The organism is Arthrobacter sp. MYb221, assembly GCF_002979835.1.
In the GTDB taxonomy this organism is placed as follows: domain Bacteria; phylum Actinomycetota; class Actinomycetes; order Actinomycetales; family Micrococcaceae; genus Glutamicibacter.
Window position 1 is genome coordinate 162,862 of the sequence record NZ_PCPW01000008.1, and the last position, 21,367, is coordinate 184,228.

Consider the following 21,367-nt stretch of genomic DNA (forward strand, 5'->3'; position numbering starts at 1 on the left):
GTATTACCACGTGACTCGTTCCACAGGAACTAGTCATCCACATCACTTGAAAGATTCCGAGGAGGCTACTCCCAGTGAGTACCCAAGAAGCCCTGCCGCCGGCGGGCGTGGACCCAGAGATTGTCGAACGCGAAGATAAGCGGTGGACTCCGTTGCGCATCGCCGTCTGGGTTGTCATTGCATTGATCGGCGGCGTGGCCTGGTCCATGCTCGCATTCTCCCGCGGTGAAACCATCAACGCGATCTGGTTCGTTTTCGCCGCGGTGGCGACGTACCTGATCGCTTACCGGTTCTATGCGAAGTTCATTGAGCGCAAGATCGCCAAGCCGGATGATTTCCGGGCCACTCCCGGCGAGTATATGAATAACGGCCGAGACTTTGTGCCAACCGATCGACGGGTGCTTTTTGGGCACCACTTCGCGGCAATCGCTGGAGCCGGGCCGCTAGTTGGGCCGATCCTCGCAGCGCAGATGGGCTACCTACCGGGAACCATCTGGATCATCCTCGGTGTAGTTCTGGCCGGTGCGGTGCAGGACTACCTGGTCTTGTTCTTCTCGATGCGCCGTGGTGGGCGTTCGCTGGGCCAGATGGCCCGTGAAGAGTTGGGTCTGATTGGTGGCACCGCGGCGTTGATTGCGACTCTTGCCATCATGATCATCATTGTTGCCATCTTGGCGCTGGTGGTTGTCAACGCGCTGGGGGAATCTGCATGGGGCATCTATTCGGTGGGGCTGACGATCCCGATCGCATTGTTTATGGGGATTTATCTGCGCTTTATCCGCCCGGGCAAGGTACTGGAAATTTCGGTCATCGGCTTCGCGCTATTGATGTTCGCGATCATCTCGGGCCGTTGGATTGCTGAATCGGCGTGGGGTGCTGAGTTCTTCCACATGGAACGCACCACCATTGCATGGGCGATCATTGTTTACGGTGTCATCGCTGCGGTACTTCCGGTCTGGCTGCTGCTTGCGCCGCGCGACTACCTGTCGACCTTCATGAAGATCGGTGTGATCGGTCTGCTGGCCGTGGCCATCGTCGTAGTCCGACCGGAGATCAGTACCCCGGCCTTCTCCGAGTACGCCTCACGTTCAGACGGCCCGGTCGTCTCCGGCTCGCTGTTCCCGTTCTTGTTTGTCACCATCGCTTGTGGTGCGCTCTCCGGCTTCCATGCGCTCATCGCCTCGGGAACCACCCCGAAGCTGGTCGAGAAGGAACGCCAGACCCGCTTCCTGGGCTACGGCGGCATGCTCATGGAGTCCATGGTGGCCATCATGGCATTGGTTGCGGCGATCTCCATTGATCGCGGCATTTACTTCGCGATGAACTCCTCCGCCGCCGCGACCGGTGGCACCGTGGAGACCGCGGTGGCGTTTGTGAACTCCTTGGGACTGGCCGGCGTGGACCTAGTTCCAAGCCAGCTGACCGAACTGGCGGCCAACGTGGGCGAACCGTCGGTGGTTTCGCGAACCGGTGGCGCTCCAACGCTAGCGGTCGGCATTGCGGTGATCATGAATCAGTGGTTCGGTGGCGTCGCCATGATGGGCTTCTGGTACCACTTCGCGATCATGTTCGAAGCGCTGTTCATTCTGACCGCGGTAGATGCCGGGACACGCGTGGCTCGCTTCATGCTGCAGGACGCTATCGGTAACTTCGTTCCAAAGTTCAAGGACACTTCGTGGCGCCCCGGAGCCTGGATATGTACGCTACTCATGGTGGCCGGATGGGGTTACATTCTCATTCTCGGAGTCACCGACCCGCTTGGCGGCATCAATACGTTCTTCCCGCTGTTCGGTATCTCCAACCAGTTGCTTGCCGCTATAGCTTTGGCGGTGGTCATGACGATTGTGGCCAAGCGAGGCAACTTCAAGCACCTGTGGGTCATTGTGCTCCCGCTGGCGTTCGCCGTCGTGGTCACCTTCGTCGCCTCGTGGCAGAAGATTTTCTCCACGAACACCAAGGTTGGCTACTTCGCAAACCACAACGCGTTCAAGGAAGCCTTGGCCAACGGTGAGACTTCCTTCGGATCGGCAAACGGCGTTGAAGCCATGGAAGCCGTCGTGCGCAATACCGGTGTGCAGGGCTGGCTTTCGGTAATCTTCTTGGTGCTATCGGTCATCGTGATCGCCGCGGCGGTAGTCGAAACGGTCAAGGCGAAGTCCCTTGGCGGCGGAAAAGACACCGAGGACCCATACACGAAATCGAAAATCTTCGCTGCGCAAGGCCTGATCTCCTCGCCCGCAGAAAAGGCACTTGAAGCTCAGTGGAAGAATGTTCCAGATAGCCAAAGAGTGAGCCGTGGTGGACACTAAAATGGAAAAACTTCGCGAAAAGCTCGGCCAAGCTAGGCGTTTCATGGAAGGCATACTCGGTGCAGATAAGTACCGGCACTACCTGGAGCACTTGGCTAACACCCATCCCGAAGCCGAACCGATGACGGAACGCGATTTTTGGCGCGAATACACCAACTGGCAAGAACGCAACCCGCAAGGCCGCTGCTGCTAATTGGAGGGTAGAGCGAAGGAGTCTTGGAACTCGATTTCGAGTTCCAAGGCTCCTTTTCACGTCAAGCGAAGCCACGAAGCTGGGGAGTTTTGAGCAGCGACCGGTAGTCTGGTACTAGTCATTTCGTAGCGACCTAGCAAAAAAGAGTGTGATGGGGTTTTTCTCGCGTCTGCGCGAACAACGCGCAACAAACCGTGACCTTGGGCAAGGCGTATGGCGTCGCGCCCATGACAGGTTCGTGCGCTCTTTGGACCGCGTTTTCCAGGTCTTAGAAGGAATCGAAGACAACGACCTGTACAACGAGGTAGTTACGCAAGCCAATGAGCTGGCAGATCTGCTCCCGCAGGTGCGTCAGCTGTGCATCGATGCCCAGCGGGTGACGCCAAGCGATGACGAGCACATTCCGCAATCCACCTCCAAGGTGCACCGAGCGCTGACCAAGTCAGCCAACGACTTAGCCGCTACGGCTCAGGCAATTGCGATGATGCGCATGCAGGCCAAAGGTGGAGCAGAAAACAATATGCAACCGGTCGAACACCGTGCACAGATCGTCAAAGACGACATTTCGCACGCAGCCAAAATGCTGGCTGACGTGAGCTGAACCGTTGAAACATGGTGCCTTTCACCTCAAGTTCCGCTCCGATGCACTAAATTAGTTGCATGATCCAAACTATTCCACAATCTAATTTCCACGATGGCAACTGCATCGACCAGATCGGTTACGGCGTCTGGAAGATATCCGATGCCGACGCTGAGATCGCAGTTGGCAAGGCGCTGAAAGCCGGATACCGCCATATCGATACAGCCCGTATCTACGGCAACGAAGAAGGCGTGGGGCGCGCAATCGCCACCAGCGGCATTCCGCGTGGCGAAATCTTCGTGACCACCAAAGTCTGGAATTCCGACCAGGGCTACGACAAGACATTGGCGGCGTCCGAAGCCTCCCTCGAACGTTTGGGAACGAGCCACGTCGATCTTTACCTGATTCACTGGTTGCAGCCTCAGCGCGGCACCTATGTGGACACGTGGAAAGCCTTGATTCAGCTACAGAAAGACGGAAAGGCCACGTCTATCGGCGTCTGCAACTTCACCATTGAGGCCATGGACGAGCTCTATGAGCACACCGGTGTGCGTCCGGTGATCAACCAAGTCGAAACTCACCCGTACTTCCCACAGGCCGAGTTGCGCGCTTACGAAGCTAAGCATGGCATCGCCCACGAATCATGGTCTCCGCTTGGCCACGGCGGCGAGCTCTTGACCGACCCGGTCCTTTTAGGGATCGCCCAAAAGCATGAGGCCAGTGCGGCGCAGGTAGTCATCGCCTGGCATTTGGCTTTGGGCAACGTGGTGATTCCAAAGTCAGTCACCGATTCGCGAATCATCGAGAACCTCGAGGCAGTCGAGTTGAAGCTTGATGACGAGGACCTTGCTGCGATCAACGGGTTGGACCGTGGTCCCGAGGGGCGCATCGCGGCAGATCCGGCTACCTCAGACTTCGAATAAATCCGAATCTGCAGAGCATTGAATTTTGGACCCTGGTTTCGGTAGGAACCAGGGTCCTTGACTGCTTGAAACCCAGAGCGGTTGTCGAGATCCGCACTAGGCTGAGATCGGTGCATAATATCCCTCTTGCGACGGAACGCCGTCAGGCTTTCGGTGCAAGGCTGATCCTCACTGCGTTGAGTGCCGAAGCTTTAACTTCCAGCGGGTGCGGTTCCCCGGTATACATGATCGGCCCAGGATGGCCTGCGGTGCCCGGGCAAGCCGGTAATGCGCGGGGTACCGTCGCCCTTGACTGAAGTCCCAATCGTGTTCGTTCGCTCGGCGCTATTTTGGGGCATCTGACGAACTGCGGTCAGGACTCCTTGTAGCCGATAGCTGAAGCTCTGCGCATCGAACCGTGCGCAGGCTTATCTCGTATTTGGTGAACCCTGCTCATGTTCACATCGGATGTCCGCGTCTAGCTCCTTCCTGAAAGATGGCGGGGCTGCGAATTAGGAACCCATGAGTGTGCCCGTATCACGGAGCTTGTTGACCGCTGTCTGGCTTAGATTCGTACTGTCAGCAATCAGGCTTACCGCAACCCCGTTGCCAAGTGCTTCAAGGATCGAGTTTTCGAACTCTGCGATGCTCTGCTGTGCGTCTGCCAATTCGGATTCGTCTAGTTCGGCGTTTCCTTGGGACGCACGCCGCATACGTGCCTGCGCCGCCAGCATTGACCGCGTAGCGGCTTGAATCCGCGTCCAGTCATATCCCGCTGCCGGGGGCGGCGCATCGTTGCCGAAAACGAACATCCAGTCGTCCATTGAATATTCCCAACCGGGGAAAACCTGAGTTCCCCGCTCTTTGGAATGGATCCTACCTTCGTGAATAAACGGTGTCGATGCGTGACCTGTCAGCCGAGGTGAGAAGAGGCGAAGTTGAATCTAAAGAGGCCGGCCTTGGCTCTTTGGCGAACCTTTACTTGTGTAGGCAGATTCGTTGCCAGCGATTCTTCGAAGTCTTTTTTAGGGTAAAAGATGCATGATTGATTATCATTGTAGTAATCAGAATGAATAAAATTAAGGATGACTTCTTGCCTATGAAAAAACCGGGATATGACACCCTGATCTATTTTTGGTTGAGCATCGCGCTGAGTTTCTTAGGATTCTTCCTGCTGTTCTTCGGGGCTCAGCTGGCATTTCGAGACGGGGATCCTAATCCCTTGGCGCTTTCACCATTCGAGCTCGCCTCGACCGGCTGCTTCGCATTGGCCTTCATATTTGGGCTCGTCGTCATTCATAAAATCATCGCCATGTTGATGTTTTTGGTGCATAAGAAGCAGTGATGAGCGAGGCTCGGTGTCCCAAGACAGCGAAAAACCCCGGAAGCACACGGTAGTACCGGTGTCCGGGGTTTTTCTTCACACGAGCCCCCTGGCGGATTTGAACCGCCGACCTGCTCTTTACGAGGGAGCTGCTCTACCCCTGAGCTAAGGAGGCCGATACCTGAAAACAGGCACCTCGCTACTTTATCTGAGTACTCGAGAGATCGTCAAAACGAGCTGTTTCTGTGAAGCCTTAGATCAGCACACGGTGCCATCTTCGGGCGCCTTGCCATCGATCAAGTAAGCATCAACCGCCTCGGTGATGCAGTCATTCGAACGACCATATGCGGTGTGGCCATGCCCTTCAAAAGTCAGCAACGTTGCGCTGGACAATTGCGAGGCCAGCGACTGCGACCATTCGTAAGGCGTCGCGGGATCTCCGGTTGTCCCGACCACCAGGATCTCGCCGGAGCCCTTCGCCTGCAGCTCCGCAGGTGCCCCAGTCGCGTCATGCTCCCACTCGTTGCAGGTGATTGCGCCGTAGGAGAGATATTTCCCTAGGGTGGGGGCTACGCGCATTAACTCTTCGGCTTCGGTCTGCATCGTGGCTGGGTCTGCATCCATTGGCCGGTCCAGGCAATTGATAGCCACGAACGCGTCGGACGAATTCGATGTGTAGGTGCCATCTTGGCTTCGGTCGCTGGCGAGGTCTGCAAAGAGCAAGACCTGATCTACATCGCCTTCCATAGCTTCACGCATGGCAGTGGTCAGTATCGGCCAGCTCGAATTGTCATAAAGCGGAACGATGAATCCGTTGATGAAATCGATAATCGGTACGGTTCGGCCGTCGCTGGACACGAGCGGTTCATTTTCGATTTGAGCAAAGAACAGTTGCAGTTGCACTTTGGCTTCTTCAAGAGTCCCGTCAAATGGGCATGCTTCACTGTTCAAACAGCTTTCGAGCCAGGCATCGATCTCTCGCTCAAATCCCACGGCCTGCGCCCTGTTCACCTCAGCGGATGAAACTGAGGGATCCATGGCGCCATCTAGGACGAACCCGCCAACCCGCTGCGGAAAGAGCTCCGCGTAGGTGGCGCCGAGGAACGTGCCGTAAGAGAAACCAAGATAATCGAGTTTTTCGTCTCCAAGGGCTGCCCGGATGATGTCCAGATCCTTGGCCGCCGAAACGGTGTCCACATGACCGAGCAAATCCCCGGTGTTCTGCGCGCACTCCTTGGAGTATTCCTTAGATTGCTTGATGATTTCTTCTCGGTCTTCTGGAACCCAGGCGCGTAGGTTCTGTTGCCGGCTCAGGTCGGTTTGCTCATCTGTCTGACATTTCACCGGGGAGCTCTTGCCTACGCCACGTGGGTCGAAACCGATCGTATTGAACTCACGCTGCAGATCATTGCTGAAAATATGGGGCACAGTTTCGGTGACCATGCCGAGGCCTGACCCGCCCGGACCGCCGGGATTTACCAGAAGGTTTCGTTTCGCACCTTCCGAAGCACGTCGATTCAGCGCAAGATCAATGCCCTCTTGCTCGGGGTTTTCATAGTCCAGGGGCACCTGGATAGTCGCGCACTCCACTGTGCTGCCGCATGGTTCCCACATCACGTCTTGATCGTAGTATTCGGCCAGTTCGCCCTGGGCTTCAGGAGCCGCAGTAGGCGGGGATTTGGTGGCCGAAGGGGCAGCGTCCGTATCGCTCGGCCCGGAGCCAGCGCAGGAAACCAAGGCGAGGGACAACGCCGCGCCCAGTGACGCGAACCGGAGCAGGGAAATACGTGCAGTCACTTTTGCGTCTCCTGTTGAAGTTGGGGTATCGGTCGTGGCAGCTGCTGATCTAGCGACGGCCTGGCTTTGGAAGTAGCCGGGCCATGAGCGCCTCAAGGGCGATCAGTTGATTAACGTTGGCGGCCAGGCGCTGACGCGTTTCGTTGATTGCATCAAGCTGGGCGAGTGTCTTCTCGCTGGGTTGCGCCGCTGCGTAGGCTTCTAGCTTCGAGCGGAGATGTTCGTTGATGAGTTCTATGCCCGAATGCAGTTGCAAACTAAGCACATCGCGGAAAAAGGTCGTCAGATCTATCAGAGTGCGGTCCAAGGAATCAAAAGTAGCGCGCCTGGCGAAACGCTTGGCATTTTCCTCTAGGGCCTTGAACTGTCCGCGCAGTCCCGGAGGAATATTTTCCTCTTCGCCCAAGCCATTTGCGTGGCGAAGCTCGGCAATCTGTGCGCTGAGCTGCGAACCGGTCATGGCTTCGGCATGCTCGCTGGCCAGCGCAGAGATGTCTGCCGCGGCAGACATCGCCTGGGGGAGGGTAGAGAGCCGCAGCGGCAGCGTGACGACCTTTTCACGACGCTCGCGAGCCTTTTCATCTCGGGCTAACATACGGGCAACGCCAATATGGGACTGCGATACTCGCGCGGCAAACTCTGCCATCTCCGGTTCCAAACCGTCGCGACGCACCAAAAGCTCGGCGACCTCCGCGGCCGCAGGCACCGACAGGTTGACCGCGCGGCAGCGCGAGCGGATGGTCACCAGCACATCGGCCGGTGAGGGCGCACAGAGGATCCAGATCATCTGTGCAGGCGGTTCTTCGATGGCCTTCAACAGCACATTGGTAGTGCGTTCGGTCATACGGTCTGCATCTTCGATGATGATGATGCGCCATTTGCCGTTACCGGCACGTTCTTGGGCGCGCGTGATCAGATGCCGGACATCTTCGATCTGATAGGCGACCTTACTAGTGGAAACGAAAGAAACATCTGGATGGTTGCCCGCCATTACTTTCTTACATGCATCGCACTGTCCGCAGCCCGCTGGAGTTTGTGTACATTGCAAGGCCGCGGCGAACGCCCGGGCCGCGGTGGTCCGTCCGGAACCAGGCGGACCGGTCACCAGCCAAGCATGTGTGGGGTTGCCTTGATCAACCTCGGAAATCAGCGAGTCGACCACACGCTGCTGACCGGCGAGCTCGGCAAATACCAGCCGGCTCACAACAGACCTGCAAGGTGTGTCGTGATTTCCTGTTGGAGCTGCTCAACGCTGCCTGTCGCATCGACAACCAGATAACGCCGTGGTTCCTTGGCGGCAAGTTCGAGGAAAGCGCCGCGGATGCGTTCGTGGAAATCATCTGGTTCGGATTCCAGCCGGTCCGAATCCTCCACCCCGCCGCTGGCAGCGATTCGCCGAGCGCGACCATCCGCGGCAGAGATATCGAGGATGATCGTGGCATCCGGTTTCAAACCGGTGGTCGCAAAGTCATTGATGGCCGAGACAGCCGAAAACCCTAGGGATCGGCCCATGCCTTGATAGGCCAGCGAAGAGTCGACAAATCGGTCGCAAATCACGTGGGTACCCTCCGCGAGCTTTGGAGCGATGAGCTGCTGCACGTGGGCTGCGCGGGCCGCCGCATAGATAAGAGCCTCGGTGCGTGAATCGATGTCGCCGTGACCGTGTTCGAGCACCAAGGAGCGTAGTTTCTCGCCGATTTGGGTGCCGCCGGGTTCCCTAGTGGTCGCTACGCGGGCACCACGATTTTCCAACCACTGACGGGTCATGGCCACCTGCGTGGACTTGCCGGCGCCGTCGCCGCCTTCAAAGACGATAAACAGGCCGCGCTGGGATGCAGTCGAATCGATACTCACACCTCTACCCTAACTAACCGGGGTCGGGAAAAAGGACAGATTCCAGGGCTTCTGGCCAAGAGTGACGAATAAGCCGGGTAACACGGGCGGACATGCACGTAAACGCTTGTGCATTGCGCCGCTATGCGGGCGTAATCTGGTGCTCATGAGCCAACTGCCAGAATCAGCTACCGAAGCACAAACTTGGGACCCGAACACGCTTATCGTGGCCGGGGGACGTCCTGCGCACACCAATGACGGCCCGGTGAATTATCCGATCACGTTCACCTCGACCTACCACTCGCACGGGCTTGCCGGCACCGGGGATCGCGTGTACGCGCGATTCTCCAACCCAAGCTGGGATCCGTTCGAAGAAGTCTTGGGTCAATTAGAGCAGGCACAACATCCGGCATTGGTGTTTTCTTCCGGGATGGCGGCGATCTCCGCGGCGCTGACCCTGGTGCCCGAGGGCGGCGTGCTGGTATTGCCAAAGCATTCCTATAACGGTTCGTTGGGGTTGAGCGCTGAACTGCAGGCAGCCGGACGCTTCAGTGTACGAGCTGTGGATGTGGCAAATACCGATCAGGTGCTGCGCGCGATGGACGGTGCCGACGTGCTGTGGCTGGAGTCTCCAACAAACCCGATGCTTGAGGTTGCGGATCTTCCCGCGCTGTTGGCGGCGGCCAAGTCCTCGGGTGTGCTCAGCATCGTTGACAACACCTTTGCCACCCCGCTATTGCAACAGCCTTTGACCTTGGGGGCTGATCTGGTGGTCCACTCGGTGACCAAATATCTGTCGGGCCACTCGGATCTGATCCTCGGCGCGGTGGTCACCAACGACGGGCAATTGCATAGCAAGCTGCACGGGCACCGCACCTTGCATGGAGCCATCGCCTCGCCAATGGACGTATTCCTGGCCCTGCGCGGGGTGCGTACCCTGTCGGTCAGGCTCGAACGCTCGCAGGCGAACAGCCAAATCCTGGCCGAGCGGCTGGCCGCGCATGCGAAGGTGAGCGCAGTACGCTACCCCGGTCTGCCAACGGATGTCGGACATCAGCGGGCCACCGAGCAAATGAGCGGCTACGGTTCGGTGATTTCATTTACCGCAGGTTCAACCGCCAAGGACGCGGACCGGATGATCGAAGAGCTCCGCCTGATCACCGGCGCCACCTCGCTGGGCGGAGTGGAAACTCTGGCCGAGCGCCGGGCGCGCCACGCGAATGAACCCGCCACCGTGCCGGAAAACTTGATCCGGCTTTCGGTGGGTATCGAAGCCGTGGAGGATTTGTGGCGGGATCTTTCCGGAGCCCTTGAACGAATCTGAAGACTCACGACCCCCAGGCCGGTGGACGCGCCGGAGAGAAAGGTAGAGTGTAGATATGGACTTGGCACGAATAATCGAGATGTACTTGATGTATGCGCTCAGCATTGTTGTCGGCGTCGTCGCCGTCTGGGCATTGATCGATTGCCTGCGCCATCAGGCGTCGCGGTTTACCCAAGAAGGTAAGCGCACCAAGGGCTGGTGGATGGCATTGACCGGCGGCGCCACCATCATTTCGGTGTTGATGGTGCTTTCCGGCCCAGCCAGCAGCGGCGGCTTCCTGCAGCTGATCGCGGCCTGTGTAGCCTGCGTTTACCTGGCGGATGTCAAGCCCGCGGTCAGCGGCCAGAGCGGCAACTGGTACAACTAAGGGCAACAAGCTTTTCAACGCCTCGGACTTCGTCAAGCGAAGACCGGGGCGTTGTTTTTTGCTGACATGTCTTAACTTTCGGCTACGCGGTGCATCGCATTGGATAGGATGGAATGTATGACCCATACTTTGATCTTGCTTCGCCATGGGCAGAGCGAATGGAACGAAAAGAATCTGTTCACCGGTTGGTACGACGTGAACCTGACCGAAAAGGGACGGGCCGAAGCCGCTCGTGGCGGCGAGCTGCTGGCTGAAGCCGGCTACAAGCCAGAGGTGCTTCACACCTCGCTATTGACCCGCGCGATCACCACAGCCAACCTCGCACTGGAAACGGCTGGTCGTTCGTGGATCCCGGTCAACCGCAGCTGGCGCTTGAACGAACGCCACTATGGTGCGCTGCAGGGCAAGGACAAGGCACAGACGCTGGCCGAGTTCGGCGAAGAGCAGTTCATGCTGTGGCGCCGCAGCTACGATACCCCGCCCCCGGTCCTGGACGATGCTTCGGAATTCAGCCAGGCAACTGACGAGCGTTACGCGGACCTGGGCGACCAGGCGCCACGCACCGAGTGCCTCAAAGATGTGCTCGAGCGCATGCTTCCGTATTGGGAGAATGAGATCAAGACGGACCTGTCCGCAGGCAAGACCGTCATGGTCACCGCGCACGGCAACTCGCTGCGTGCGCTGGTCAAGCACCTGGACGGCATCAGTGACGAGGCCATTGCCTCGCTGAACATCCCGACCGGCATTCCGTTGGTGTACGAACTGGACGAGAACTTCCAGCCAATCACCGCCGGTGGCACCTACCTGGATCTGGAAGCTGCCGCAGACGCGATCAAGGCAGTCGCGAATCAGGGGCGTAAGTAGCACGTTCTGAGTTTGTACGGGGCGCACCAGCGCCGGCACTTTTGGGTGTCGGAAGCGGTGCGCCTCGTCGTTTCTTAAGCGCAAAGTTCAAATGAATGTCAGGCTGTGAGCGAAACAACGACACAGGATTGTGTTTCTGGCATTAGTATGCTGTAATCTCCTATTTCGAATAGGCTCAATGGCTCACGTTAGGAATGCAATTCGTGGCAACTGATTACGATGAAGTCCGCCCGGACGTTGCCGAGGCGCGCAAGGCTTCTCTAGACGCGGTTAAGTCCGCAAACGCACCAGACGCGAAGAGCGTCGTGCGCGAGCTCGACGAGGCCGATCACACCGACGGTATGGACCTTCCAGGCGCAGACCTGTCCAATGAGGAACTGACCGTTACGGTCGTCCCGCAGAAGGAAGACGAGTTCATCTGCGGCTCGTGCTTCCTGATCCGCCACCGCTCACAGCTAGTTCGTGAAGAGGGCATTGTAGGTTTCTGCGTCGAGTGCGAAGGCTAAAGCCGGAAATACTCTAGCCTCCGGCATGTCCGGGGGACGCACACATGAAGGGTGGGACACCGATACGGTGTCCCACCCTTACTGCGTTAACTTCTGACTCTCGGGTCGCTTAGCACCAACCACTAGATATTTTGGTGACCTTGGGGGTTGCGCTATCCCACTCGATAGTGCCGCGGAAGGTTGTCTCCAGATCTTTCGTTTCGTATTCGTAGTACTCGGTGTCGTTCTTCTTGTACTTGAACTTGGTGCTTTGAGCGATGAAACTGTTCTGGCTCAGGCTTTCCAGGCCGCCGGTCTGCTCCGTCAACTTCATCGATGCGAGATCTTTCTGGCGTAGCTCGTAGGGACAGCCATCCGCCATATTCGTAGGAGGCGTGACACACGCCGTAGCGAAGTCCTGCACGGCCTTCAACGCGAGTTCTCGTGGCCGAAGACAGCTCCCGGGTAATCTCCACATGTGCGTTGCCGTCAACGCTGGGGGTGAGGCGAAGCGGTTCGGTCGATGCGGCGATGAAATCCGTGGACTTTCCCTTGACCTCATAAATTCCAGGGAAGGCAAAGAACTCGCCACTGAAATTTTCCTGCTCTGCGAATGCTTAATAGGAAGTAATCGGCCATGTAGCTCGTAGTGACTATATATTTCTGTGAACCGCCAGGCAGAGCTGTTGCCCTGGATCGTGACTAGCGGTAGGCAATAGACTTGGGCGCCCGCAAAAATGGCCTTGGGCCGGTGAGGAAATCACCGGCCCAAGGCCATCGAAGTACGTCGGCGCTAGTGCGCTAACTTGCGGAGCTTAGAACTCTGCTGGATCCCATTCGCCGGTTACCAAGTAGGTCACTTTGCGGGCAACGGAGACGCCGTGGTCACCGAAGCGCTCGAGATAGCGGCTGGTGAGCGAAACATCCACGGTGGTCGGCGCCGTCTCGTCCCACGCGTCGTCGGCGATCACGGTGAACACACTGGAATGCAACCCATCCAGCTTGTGGTTCAATTCGATAATTGCCCGGGCAATGGCCAAGTCACGAGTTTCGAGCAGTTGACCGACTTCCTTGGCGATCTGAATGTCGATCTCTGCCATCTGTGAGAATGTGTCGGAAATCTGCGCGGGGATCGCCGGGTTCGGGAAACGCAGGCGGGTTAGCTGGGCTAAGTGGCGCGCCAGGTCTCCCATGCGCTCTAGCGAAGCGCTCATGCGCAGCGAGCCTACGATCATGCGCAGATCCGAAGCCACCGGCCCCTGGAGTGCCAAGGTGTCGATGGCGCGCTCGTCGAGCTGGTTCTGCAGGAAGTCGATCTTCGCATCGGCTGCGATAACTTCCTGAGCCATATCGACATCGGCGTTTGCCAACGATTCCCATGCACGGTCCATCGCGATGGCAACCAGCTTGGACATCTCGATCAGCTCTTCACCGATTTGCTGCAGATCTGCCTGAAATACCTTGCGCATTGAAGGTCCTTTCGAGTTACGGAATCCCACACCCTGATTTTGGGCATGACGGAGGGTCTGCCTCCACCTTGTCAGCGGGTTATTAACGAATATCCCACGGAAAGTGAACGTTTGGTGAATAGGATAGCGAAAAGTCCTATTTCGCGTCATTTGAGACCAGCCCCCAGCGCGTTGGAAGCTAGTCTGATTATGTGAACGAAGTAATTTCGACCCTGCTCGCCGGCCTGCTCGGTTTGACCTTGGGACTTGTCGGGCTTGCCGCCTACCGTTTCTCGCAGCGGCGTGCCTCCGGCCTTCCCGATGTTGACGAACCGGTGCTGCCCGAAGGCGCCGCCTCGGTGCTTTCGGTCATTGGCCGCGCGTTCGTGATCCTGGACGACGTGGACGGAGTGGTTCGCGCCAACCCCGCCTCCTATGCCTACGGGCTGGTACGCGGGCATACACTGGTCCACGAGGAGCTGGCGACGCTGGTGCGTCAGGTACGCGCCGACGGTGTGATCGCCGAGAGCCAGTACGAGCTGCAGCGGGCCACCCTGGGCGCCGGACAGCTGATCGTGCACGTACGTGTTGCGCCGTTGGGTGATGAGTACATCCTGCTGCTCGCCGATGACCGCACCGAGATCACCCGCACCGAGGCCATGCGCAATGACTTCGTGGCCAACGTGTCGCACGAGTTGAAAACCCCGGTGGGCGCGATGTCGCTACTGGCCGAGGCGATCAGCGACGGCGCCGATGACCCGGTGGCGGTGCGCCGTTTCTCCACTCGGATGCAGAAGGAATCCCGGCGCCTGGCCGCACTGGTCCAGGACATCATCGAACTCTCCCGGCTGCAGTCCAGCGACTCAATCCTGCACGGGGCCGATGTGGCCATCGAATCGGTGATCAGCGAGGCGGTTGACCGCAACAAGCTGCTCGCCGAGGAAAAGGGAATCAGCATTACCGTGGGCGGTCAGCTTGATGCCGCGATCTACGGCGATGCGGATCTGCTGATGACTGCCCTGCGCAACCTGATCGACAACGCGATCCGCTACTCACCGCCAAACACCACCGTGGGTGTGGGGCTGCGCCAGCGTGACGGCTACGCGCAGATCTCCGTCACCGATCAGGGTCCGGGCATCTCCGCCGAAGAGCAGGAGCGCGTCTTCGAACGCTTCTACCGGGTGGATGGGGCACGCTCACGGCAGACCGGCGGAACCGGCCTGGGACTGAGCATCGTCAAGCATGTGCTGGCCAACCACGGCGGCGAAGTATCGCTCTGGTCGCAGCCCGGGCAGGGATCCACGTTCACACTCAGACTTCCCATAGTGGATGAAGAAGGGGCCGAGCCATCGGAATTGGCCACCGATACGACGAAGGATAAAGCGAACGCCACGCGTGTGGCGGATCGTGAAGGAGGACGCCGATGACCCGCATATTGATCGTTGAGGACGAAGAGTCGCTCTCGGACCCGCTTTCTTACCTGTTGGAACGTGAAGGTTTTGAGGTGCGCATCGCCGACGACGGTATTGTGGCTGTCACCGAATTTGAGCGCCACGGCGCCGATCTGGTGCTGCTAGATTTGATGCTTCCTGGACAACCCGGTACCGAGGTGATCCGTCAGATCCGCGCCACCAGCCAGGTCCCTGTCATCATGCTCACCGCCAAGGACTCCGAAATCGATAAGGTGGTGGGCCTCGAGCTCGGCGCCGATGACTACGTCACCAAGCCGTACTCCTCGCGTGAACTGCTGGCCCGCATTCGAGCGGTGCTGCGCCGACAGGGCGAAGTCGAGGAGCTGATCACCAACGTGGTCACCGCCGGGCCTGTGCGCATGGATGTCGAACGCCATGTGGTTTCGGTCAGCAATACCGAGGTCGCGATGCCGTTGAAGGAATTCGAGCTGCTCGAAATGCTGTTGCGCAACGCAGGTCGCGTGCTGACCCGCGGACAGCTGATCGACCGGGTCTGGGGCAGCGATTATGTCGGGGACACCAAAACTCTCGACGTGCATGTCAAGCGCCTGCGGTCGAAGATCGAGGAAGATCCTGCAGTCCCAGAGCATCTGGTGACGGTACGCGGGCTCGGATACAAATTCGTCGCTTAGCTCGTCGCTGAACTAGCGCAGAAATGCAAAAGGCTTCGGCCTTCGAGAATCTTCCATCGAGGAGGAATTCTCGAAGGCCGAAGCCTTTGTCGTTTAGAAAGCGCTTAGTGGCCCGAAGTGGATTCGTGCTCTACCGGCTTCAGGTGTTCGGTGGTGGCCGAGTCGTATCCGCCCGGAACGAAGTCGCGGTATTCGGCGAGGGTGCCGTCGACTACCGGAACGCTGAACTCGACGGTTTCGCCGTCCGCGGTGAAGATGGTGACGGCGTGCTCGCCCTGGTTGACGCCAAGCGAGGAGATGACGGTTTCGTTAGCGTCGTCTTCCAACTTGATGACCTCGTTGGCCGGAACCTCGATCGTCACGGCAGATGCCGAGCCGGCCTTGATGCTCACGCTTACTGCGCTGTCTCCGTCATTGACCACTGAGCCGATCAGGCGGGCCTCGGAAGCGTCGGTGTTTGCGACGAACATCAGGTTGCGAACCTCGGCGTCGGCAACATCAACGTGGATGCCATCGGATGCGTTGTACTGGGTGGTAGTCGCCTGCTGGTTGATGGCGCCACAGCTGGTGACACCGAATGCCAGGGCAGCCACGGCTAGGGACGCAGCGATGCGGCGTCCAGCGGTCATGCGTGCGGTGATCACGACACTAACTCCTCGGTGAGAATAATGAGTTGCGGGTTTCGCGGCCATTTATCGGTGTTCCGCACCCAAGGCGCGGGGCAGCACGAAGACCACGACTGCTACTAAGCCTAACCGTAATTCGCGCCAGAACGTGATTTAGCGACGGGCAACACATCGATTTCGACAAGTTGTAGATAAGTTGAGGCGACTTGTGGGAGAGGGGTGAGCCGCGCAACCTATTAACTTCATACCACGTTTCTCCCGCAAGTGGAAGAGGGAATTCCGCGTCTTTTCGGGGTTATTGGGGTCATGGTGAAGATTTCCCAGAGCGTGCCCGTGGTAGACTGGGAGGTGGGAAAGGGGTTTATTCACATGGTTTTTGAGGTTGGCGAGACTGTTGTCTACCCGCACCACGGCGCGGCAATGATCGAAGAGATCAAAATGCGCAAGATCAAGGGCGAAGAGAAAATGTATCTCAAGCTCAAGGTGGCTCAGGGCGACCTGACCATCGAGGTTCCAGCAGAGAACGTTGATCTCGTTGGCGTGCGTGACGTGGTAGGTCAGGAAGGCTTGGACCATGTGTTCGATGTCCTTCGTGCTGAATTTACTGAAGAGCCGACCAACTGGTCGCGTCGTTACAAGGCAAACCTAGAAAAGCTTGCCTCCGGTGATGTCATCAAGGTGGCAGAGGTCGTTCGTGACCTTTGGCGCCGTGAGAATGACCGTGGCCTGTCCGCAGGCGAAAAGCGTATGCTCTCCAAAGCCCGTCAGGTATTGATCAGCGAATTGGCTCTTGCCAAGGACCTGGACGAGACCAAGGCAGAAGGCCTGCTGGACGAAGTTTTGGCCTCCGCCTAAATTTCGTCGAGTTATCGAAGCCTGATGCCGAACGACAAGTAACCGTGGGACGCTGGAAAGCGACCCACGGTTTAGTCATTTAACCGCAGTTCTAATGCGGGATAAGCTGGGATTCGTGAGTGAGCAACGAGAAGAATCGGTAGCGGTCATCCTGGTAGCGGCCGGCTTGGGGACTCGCCTAGGTGCGGGCCTGCCCAAGGCGTTAGTTGAGGTCCACGGCAAATCGCTGGCCGAGCATGCACTGGACCGCATTCTCGAAGTGGGTGGAGTCAACGACGTAATCGTGGTGGTACCGCTGAAGGACTCCCGGCTTACCGAACGCCTTGCCGACTACCCGTCGCTGGTGCGTACAGTCCCCGGCGGGAACAGCCGCGCGGCCTCCGTGCGCAATGGTCTGGCCGCGGTCTCCGCGCAGATCACGCGAATCCTGGTTCATGACGCGGCACGCGCCTTCGCCCCGGTATCCCAATACGAGCTGATACTCTCCGAGCTGCGCAAGCCCGCAGTCCAGGCAGCCATCCCGGCCCTGGCGGTGACCGACACGATCAGCGTGGTCGGCACGGACGTGGGCTTGGGCTCGCCGACTATCGTAGAAACGCCGGATCGCAGCACCTTGCGGGCGGTGCAAACCCCGCAGGGATTCGACGCCCAGACCCTCATCGATGCTCATGCGCAACTCGACCACTACAGCTCCGAAGAATTAGCACGCGTAACCGATGACGCTTCGATCGTTCGCGTCCACGGGGTTGAAGTGCACGTCGTGGCTGGCGACGCGCGTTCGCTGAAGGTCACCCACCCAGAGGATTTGGATACCGTGGGGCGATTGTTCACCACCGCCGCAACGAAGAACCTGGAGAAAAACTTGGCCATCCCACGCATCGGCAATGGCATCGACGTGCACGCGGTCAGCACCGACCCATCACGGCAAATGTGGCTTGCAGGCCTTTTCTTCCCCGACGATATCGGTCTGTCGGGACACTCGGACGGGGACGCGGTAGCCCACGCTGCCTGCGACGCATTGTTCTCCGCCAGCGGGATTGGCGATCTGGGAACCCACTTTGGGGTGGATCGCCCCGAATTTGCCGGGGCAAGCGGTGTGAGCCTGCTTGCAGAAGCTGCGCGTCTGGTCCGAGGCGCGGGGTTCGAGATCGGCAACGTTGCGGTGCAGTTCGTGGCCCGCCGTCCACGCTTCGCGGCGCGCCGCGAAGAAGCCAATCAACTGCTCTCTGAAGTCCTTGGTGCCCCAGTCAGCGTCACCGCAACCACCAGCGATGGATTGGGCTACGAGGGGGAGGGCATCGGGGTCACCGCATACGCCACCGCGCTGGTCTATCCGGCCACTCGGGCAGGGCAGTAAACAACGCGTCAGTGCGTTCCTTGTCGCATCCCCGCACAACCACCGGTTTCTTCGGATAACCTTAAAGATGTGAGCCTGCGATTTTATGACACCAAGACTGCGTCCGTACGAGACTTTAAGCCGTTAACCGACGGCGAAGTCAAGCTGTACTACTGTGGCGCAACTGTGCAGGGCATGCCGCACGTGGGCCACGTGCGCAGCGCTATTGCCTACGACATCTTGGTGCGCTGGCTGGAATACCGGGACTTTACCGTCACCACCGTGCGCAATGTGACCGATATCGACGACAAGATCTTGGAAAAGTCGTCGAACTCCTTCGCCGAGGAATTTGCCGCGGATCAGCACTACCCGCCACGGGAGTCTTGGTATGCGCTGGCCTACCGCTTCGAACAAGAGTTTGCCAACGCCTATGCAGCGCTCGGAGTACGCAGACCGACCTATGAGCCACGCGCTACCGGCCACATCACCGAAATGCATGAGCTGATCGAAACCTTGATCTCCCGCGGTCATGCCTACCCGGCCACCGATGACTCCGGAGACGTGTATTTCGACGTACGCTCCTTCGAGGCCTACGGTTCACTGACCCGACAGAAAATCGACGATATGCAGGCTGCCGCCGACGCCGATCCGCGTGGCAAGCGAGATCCGCGGGACTTCGCCCTGTGGAAGGGACACAAGGAAAGCGATCCCTACACCGCGTCGTGGACGAGCCCCTGGGGCCGCGGGCGACCGGGCTGGCATTTAGAATGCTCGGCTATGGCCGCCAAGTACCTCGGCACGCACTTCGACATCCACGGTGGTGGGCTAGATTTGCGCTTCCCGCACCATGAAAACGAATTGGCGCAGTCAACCGCCGCCGGTCAGGGCTTTGCCAATTACTGGATGCACAACGGCATGGTCACCTATGCCGGGGAAAAAATGAGCAAGTCCATTGGCAACACCATCTCCCCGGAAGAAATGCTGCAGCTGGCCGAACCTCGCGTGGTGCGCTACTTCCTAGGTCAGGCGCAGTACCGTTCGCAGCTGGATTACCGTCCCGATTCGCTCACCGAAGCCGCCGCCGCCGTAGAACGCATCGACACTTTCATTTCCAACGCCACGTACCGAGCCGCCAATACCGGGCTCAGCGTGGAAGCTACTTCGGTACCCGAAGCTTTCGGCTTCGCCATGGATGATGACCTGAACGTGCCGATGGCCTTGGCTGTGCTTCATGAGACGGTCCGCCGCGGCAACGCCGCACTGGATGCGAACGAAGAACAGACTGTAGCCGAGGCGCTCGACCAGGTACTTGCCATGACGCAGGTTCTTGGACTGGACGATGCACGTAGCGTCGGCACCGGGCAGGGAAGTGCCGAAACCGAAGCGCTGGACACGCTGATTCAGGCACAACTGGCCGAACGTACCCAGGCGCGAGCCGCTAAGGATTGGGCTCGATCAGACGCCATTCGCGACGCGCTAGCCTCCGCGGGCATCACCGTTGTTGATTCCGCGGACGGTGCCCGCTGGACCCTGACGAAGTAACCGCACCCGCGGCCATACGAAGAATTCAAAACAAAGGACACATCAAATGAGTAATCCTCAAGAACGCGCGGGAGCGGTTCGCAAGGGCAAGAAGGGCCCAACCAAGGGAAGTGGCGGCAAGGGCCGCCGTTCCCTGGAGGGCAAAGGCCCGACCCCGAAAGCCGAGGATCGTCCTTACCACAAGGCCTACCGCACCAAGGAGCTGGCCGACCGCGCAGCTACCAAGCGCAGCGCGGCTAAGCGTAATGACCGGATTAAGGTCAATGCCGAGATGGTGACCGGCCGTAATTCGGTCGTTGAAGCGTTGCGCGCCGGCATTCCGGCGAAGGCACTGCACGTAGCCATCCGCATCGAAGTTGATGACCGAGTGCGCGAGTCGCTGAAACTCGCCGCCGCTCAGGGTATTCCGCTGATGGAAGTGAGCAAGCCGGAGCTAGAACGCATCACCGACGGCGCGATTCACCAGGGCATGGCCCTGCAGATCCCACCGTACGAATACAAAGACGCCGTGCAGTTGGTGCAGAAGTCGGTCAAAGACTACGACCGCGGTTACTCACGTACCCAGCCGCTGTTCATTGCGCTGGATGGCATTACCGATCCGCGCAACCTAGGCGCGATTATCCGTTCGGCTTCGGCCTTCGGCGCAAACGGTGTGATCATCCCCGAGCGGCGCAGTGTGGGCATGACCGCTTCGGCGTGGAAAACCAGTGCCGGAGCAGCGGTACGTGTGCCAGTGGCCAAGTGCAGCAACCTGACCAACGCGCTGAAGGAAATCAAGGCCGCAGGCATCTTCGTCATCGGGTTGGACGCCGGCGGAGATATGGATCTGCCGAATCTGGAACTGGCTACCGGCCCACTGTGCATCGTGGTCGGTTCGGAAGGTAAGGGACTGTCGCGTCTGGTCCGCGAGAACTGCGATGCGATTGTCTCGATCCCGATCGACTCGGCCATGGAGTCGTTGAACGCATCCATGGCAGTTGGCATCTCGCTTTACGAGGTTTCGCGTCTGCGTAACGCCGAAAGCAAGTAAGTTCTTTCTTTTCTGTTGGGCCTGTTTCCTGTGATTCCGCGGGAAAGCAGGCCCAACTGCTTTAAGCGTGAGCTGCTTCATAAGAATGTTTTTGACGGTTTTTTCTCGGAGACCAGCTCAACGAGCCACGAATTCCCGTAATGACAGGGAAGTTTGGATGAATAACGGGCCATGCGCCCGATTTTGCGTTCACCTCAAAGACGTGTAGAGTTATTTCTCGCGCCGCTTGAACGGAAAGCCCGAAAGGGAACGAAATTCAAGAGACGTAAACAAGTGGAAAACATGGAGTTGACAACAGTCAACAAGATGGTAACCTTGTAAAGTTGCTCCGGAGCGAAGCGGCCGCCGATTGCGGTGGTTGTGGTGTCGAGAGTGTTTGTTGTTTGAGAACTCAATAGTGTGCCAAGTTTATTGATACCGAATTATTTTTAATTTGGTGGATATATAA

22 protein-coding genes and 1 tRNA gene are annotated in these 21,367 nt (G+C 58.4%); 15 read left to right on the plus strand and 8 right to left on the minus strand.

Translation table 11 applies throughout. From position 1 onward, the window contains the following. Positions 1-74: 74 nt before the first annotated feature. The 4 genes from CQ015_RS11730 (at position 75) to CQ015_RS11745 (ending at position 4,005) form a co-directional block, all read left to right on the plus strand. Complete coding sequence (locus CQ015_RS11730) at positions 75-2,309, plus strand: carbon starvation CstA family protein (RefSeq protein WP_308727248.1); 2,235 nt, start codon at positions 75-77, stop codon at positions 2,307-2,309. Continuing rightward, on the plus strand, positions 2,296-2,502 hold the full coding sequence (locus tag CQ015_RS11735) for a YbdD/YjiX family protein (RefSeq protein ID WP_308727247.1): 207 nt from the start codon (positions 2,296-2,298) through the stop codon (positions 2,500-2,502). Before CQ015_RS11730 ends, CQ015_RS11735 begins: the two co-directional genes overlap by 14 nt. A gap of 151 nt (positions 2,503-2,653) precedes the next feature. Further along, entirely contained in the window at positions 2,654-3,103 is a 450-nt protein-coding gene (locus CQ015_RS11740) for a hypothetical protein (RefSeq protein ID WP_105650180.1), read from the plus strand. A gap of 59 nt (positions 3,104-3,162) precedes the next feature. Beyond that, entirely contained in the window at positions 3,163-4,005 is an 843-nt protein-coding gene (locus CQ015_RS11745; protein WP_105553380.1) for an aldo/keto reductase, read from the plus strand. A 491-nt stretch (positions 4,006-4,496) separates the two neighbouring features. Here CQ015_RS11745 and CQ015_RS11750 read toward each other — a convergent pair whose 3' ends face one another. Beyond that, the gene (locus CQ015_RS11750; RefSeq protein ID WP_105553379.1) at positions 4,497-4,808 is read right to left on the minus strand and encodes a hypothetical protein; all 312 of its coding nucleotides are present in this window, start codon (positions 4,806-4,808) and stop codon (positions 4,497-4,499) included. A gap of 245 nt (positions 4,809-5,053) precedes the next feature. On the opposite strand from CQ015_RS11750, the gene CQ015_RS11755 reads away from it, so the two are divergent. Continuing rightward, a complete protein-coding gene (locus CQ015_RS11755) occupies positions 5,054-5,329 on the plus strand; it encodes a hypothetical protein (protein WP_146112458.1) in 276 nt (91 codons plus the stop codon). 82 nt (positions 5,330-5,411) lie between these two features. On the opposite strand, the gene CQ015_RS11760 is transcribed toward CQ015_RS11755, so the two are convergent. The 4 genes from CQ015_RS11760 to tmk all read right to left on the minus strand — a co-directional run bounded on the left by CQ015_RS11760 (position 5,412) and on the right by tmk (position 8,959). After that, positions 5,412-5,483: transfer RNA gene (locus CQ015_RS11760), tRNA-Thr, on the minus strand. Between the two features lie 83 nt (positions 5,484-5,566). Next, positions 5,567-7,105, minus strand: a complete 1,539-nt coding sequence (locus tag CQ015_RS11765) for an alpha/beta hydrolase (RefSeq protein WP_258133981.1) — start codon at positions 7,103-7,105, stop codon at positions 5,567-5,569. Positions 7,106-7,154: 49 nt separating this feature from the next. Next, on the minus strand, positions 7,155-8,309 hold the full coding sequence (locus tag CQ015_RS11770) for a DNA polymerase III subunit delta' (protein ID WP_105553377.1): 1,155 nt from the start codon (positions 8,307-8,309) through the stop codon (positions 7,155-7,157). Next, positions 8,306-8,959 (minus strand): dTMP kinase, encoded by a 654-nt coding sequence (tmk, locus tag CQ015_RS11775; protein WP_105650182.1) that lies wholly within the window; start codon positions 8,957-8,959, stop codon positions 8,306-8,308. Before tmk ends, CQ015_RS11770 begins: the two co-directional genes overlap by 4 nt. A 145-nt stretch (positions 8,960-9,104) precedes the next feature. On the opposite strand from tmk, the gene CQ015_RS11780 reads away from it, so the two are divergent. From CQ015_RS11780 to CQ015_RS11795, 4 genes are all read left to right on the plus strand, one after another. Further along, positions 9,105-10,262: a PLP-dependent aspartate aminotransferase family protein gene (locus CQ015_RS11780; RefSeq protein WP_105650183.1), complete on the plus strand. Its 1,158-nt coding sequence runs from the start codon at positions 9,105-9,107 to the stop codon at positions 10,260-10,262. Positions 10,263-10,317: 55 nt separating this feature from the next. Then, positions 10,318-10,629, plus strand: coding sequence for a DUF2516 family protein (locus CQ015_RS11785; protein ID WP_096283063.1), 312 nt, complete (start codon positions 10,318-10,320; stop codon positions 10,627-10,629). 117 nt (positions 10,630-10,746) lie between these two features. Beyond that, entirely contained in the window at positions 10,747-11,493 is a 747-nt protein-coding gene (locus CQ015_RS11790) for a phosphoglyceromutase (protein ID WP_096283064.1), read from the plus strand. Between the two features lie 203 nt (positions 11,494-11,696). Further along, a complete protein-coding gene (locus CQ015_RS11795) occupies positions 11,697-11,999 on the plus strand; it encodes a DUF4193 domain-containing protein (RefSeq protein WP_096283070.1) in 303 nt (100 codons plus the stop codon). A 109-nt stretch (positions 12,000-12,108) separates the two neighbouring features. Here the strand turns inward: CQ015_RS11795 and CQ015_RS11800 are convergent, their stop codons facing one another. Beyond that, the gene (locus CQ015_RS11800; protein ID WP_146112457.1) at positions 12,109-12,312 is read right to left on the minus strand and encodes a hypothetical protein; all 204 of its coding nucleotides are present in this window, start codon (positions 12,310-12,312) and stop codon (positions 12,109-12,111) included. 481 nt (positions 12,313-12,793) lie between these two features. Beyond that, complete coding sequence (phoU, locus tag CQ015_RS11805; protein ID WP_105553373.1) at positions 12,794-13,447, minus strand: phosphate signaling complex protein PhoU; 654 nt, start codon at positions 13,445-13,447, stop codon at positions 12,794-12,796. Between the two features lie 191 nt (positions 13,448-13,638). Here phoU and CQ015_RS11810 point away from each other — a divergent pair, with 191 nt between their 5' ends. Next, positions 13,639-14,853 carry a cell wall metabolism sensor histidine kinase WalK gene (locus CQ015_RS11810; protein WP_105553372.1) on the plus strand — a complete coding sequence of 405 codons (1,215 nt, stop codon included), beginning with the start codon at positions 13,639-13,641 and terminating at the stop codon, positions 14,851-14,853. After that, positions 14,850-15,530 (plus strand): response regulator transcription factor, encoded by a 681-nt coding sequence (locus tag CQ015_RS11815; protein ID WP_096283068.1) that lies wholly within the window; start codon positions 14,850-14,852, stop codon positions 15,528-15,530. Before CQ015_RS11810 ends, CQ015_RS11815 begins: the two co-directional genes overlap by 4 nt. Before the next feature lie 104 nt (positions 15,531-15,634). Here CQ015_RS11815 and CQ015_RS11820 read toward each other — a convergent pair whose 3' ends face one another. Next, complete coding sequence (locus CQ015_RS11820) at positions 15,635-16,174, minus strand: hypothetical protein (protein ID WP_105553371.1); 540 nt, start codon at positions 16,172-16,174, stop codon at positions 15,635-15,637. Between the two features lie 351 nt (positions 16,175-16,525). On the opposite strand from CQ015_RS11820, the gene CQ015_RS11825 reads away from it, so the two are divergent. The 4 genes from CQ015_RS11825 to rlmB all read left to right on the plus strand — a co-directional run bounded on the left by CQ015_RS11825 (position 16,526) and on the right by rlmB (position 20,919). Further along, positions 16,526-17,011 carry a CarD family transcriptional regulator gene (locus CQ015_RS11825; RefSeq protein WP_096288501.1) on the plus strand — a complete coding sequence of 162 codons (486 nt, stop codon included), beginning with the start codon at positions 16,526-16,528 and terminating at the stop codon, positions 17,009-17,011. Positions 17,012-17,126: 115 nt separating this feature from the next. After that, positions 17,127-18,368 (plus strand): 2-C-methyl-D-erythritol 4-phosphate cytidylyltransferase, encoded by a 1,242-nt coding sequence (ispD, locus tag CQ015_RS11830; protein WP_258138349.1) that lies wholly within the window; start codon positions 17,127-17,129, stop codon positions 18,366-18,368. Positions 18,369-18,437: 69 nt separating this feature from the next. After that, entirely contained in the window at positions 18,438-19,889 is a 1,452-nt protein-coding gene (gene cysS, locus CQ015_RS11835) for a cysteine--tRNA ligase (protein WP_105553369.1), read from the plus strand. 46 nt (positions 19,890-19,935) lie between these two features. Continuing rightward, a complete protein-coding gene (rlmB, locus tag CQ015_RS11840; RefSeq protein ID WP_096288490.1) occupies positions 19,936-20,919 on the plus strand; it encodes a 23S rRNA (guanosine(2251)-2'-O)-methyltransferase RlmB in 984 nt (327 codons plus the stop codon). Positions 20,920-21,367: the final 448 nt, after the last annotated feature.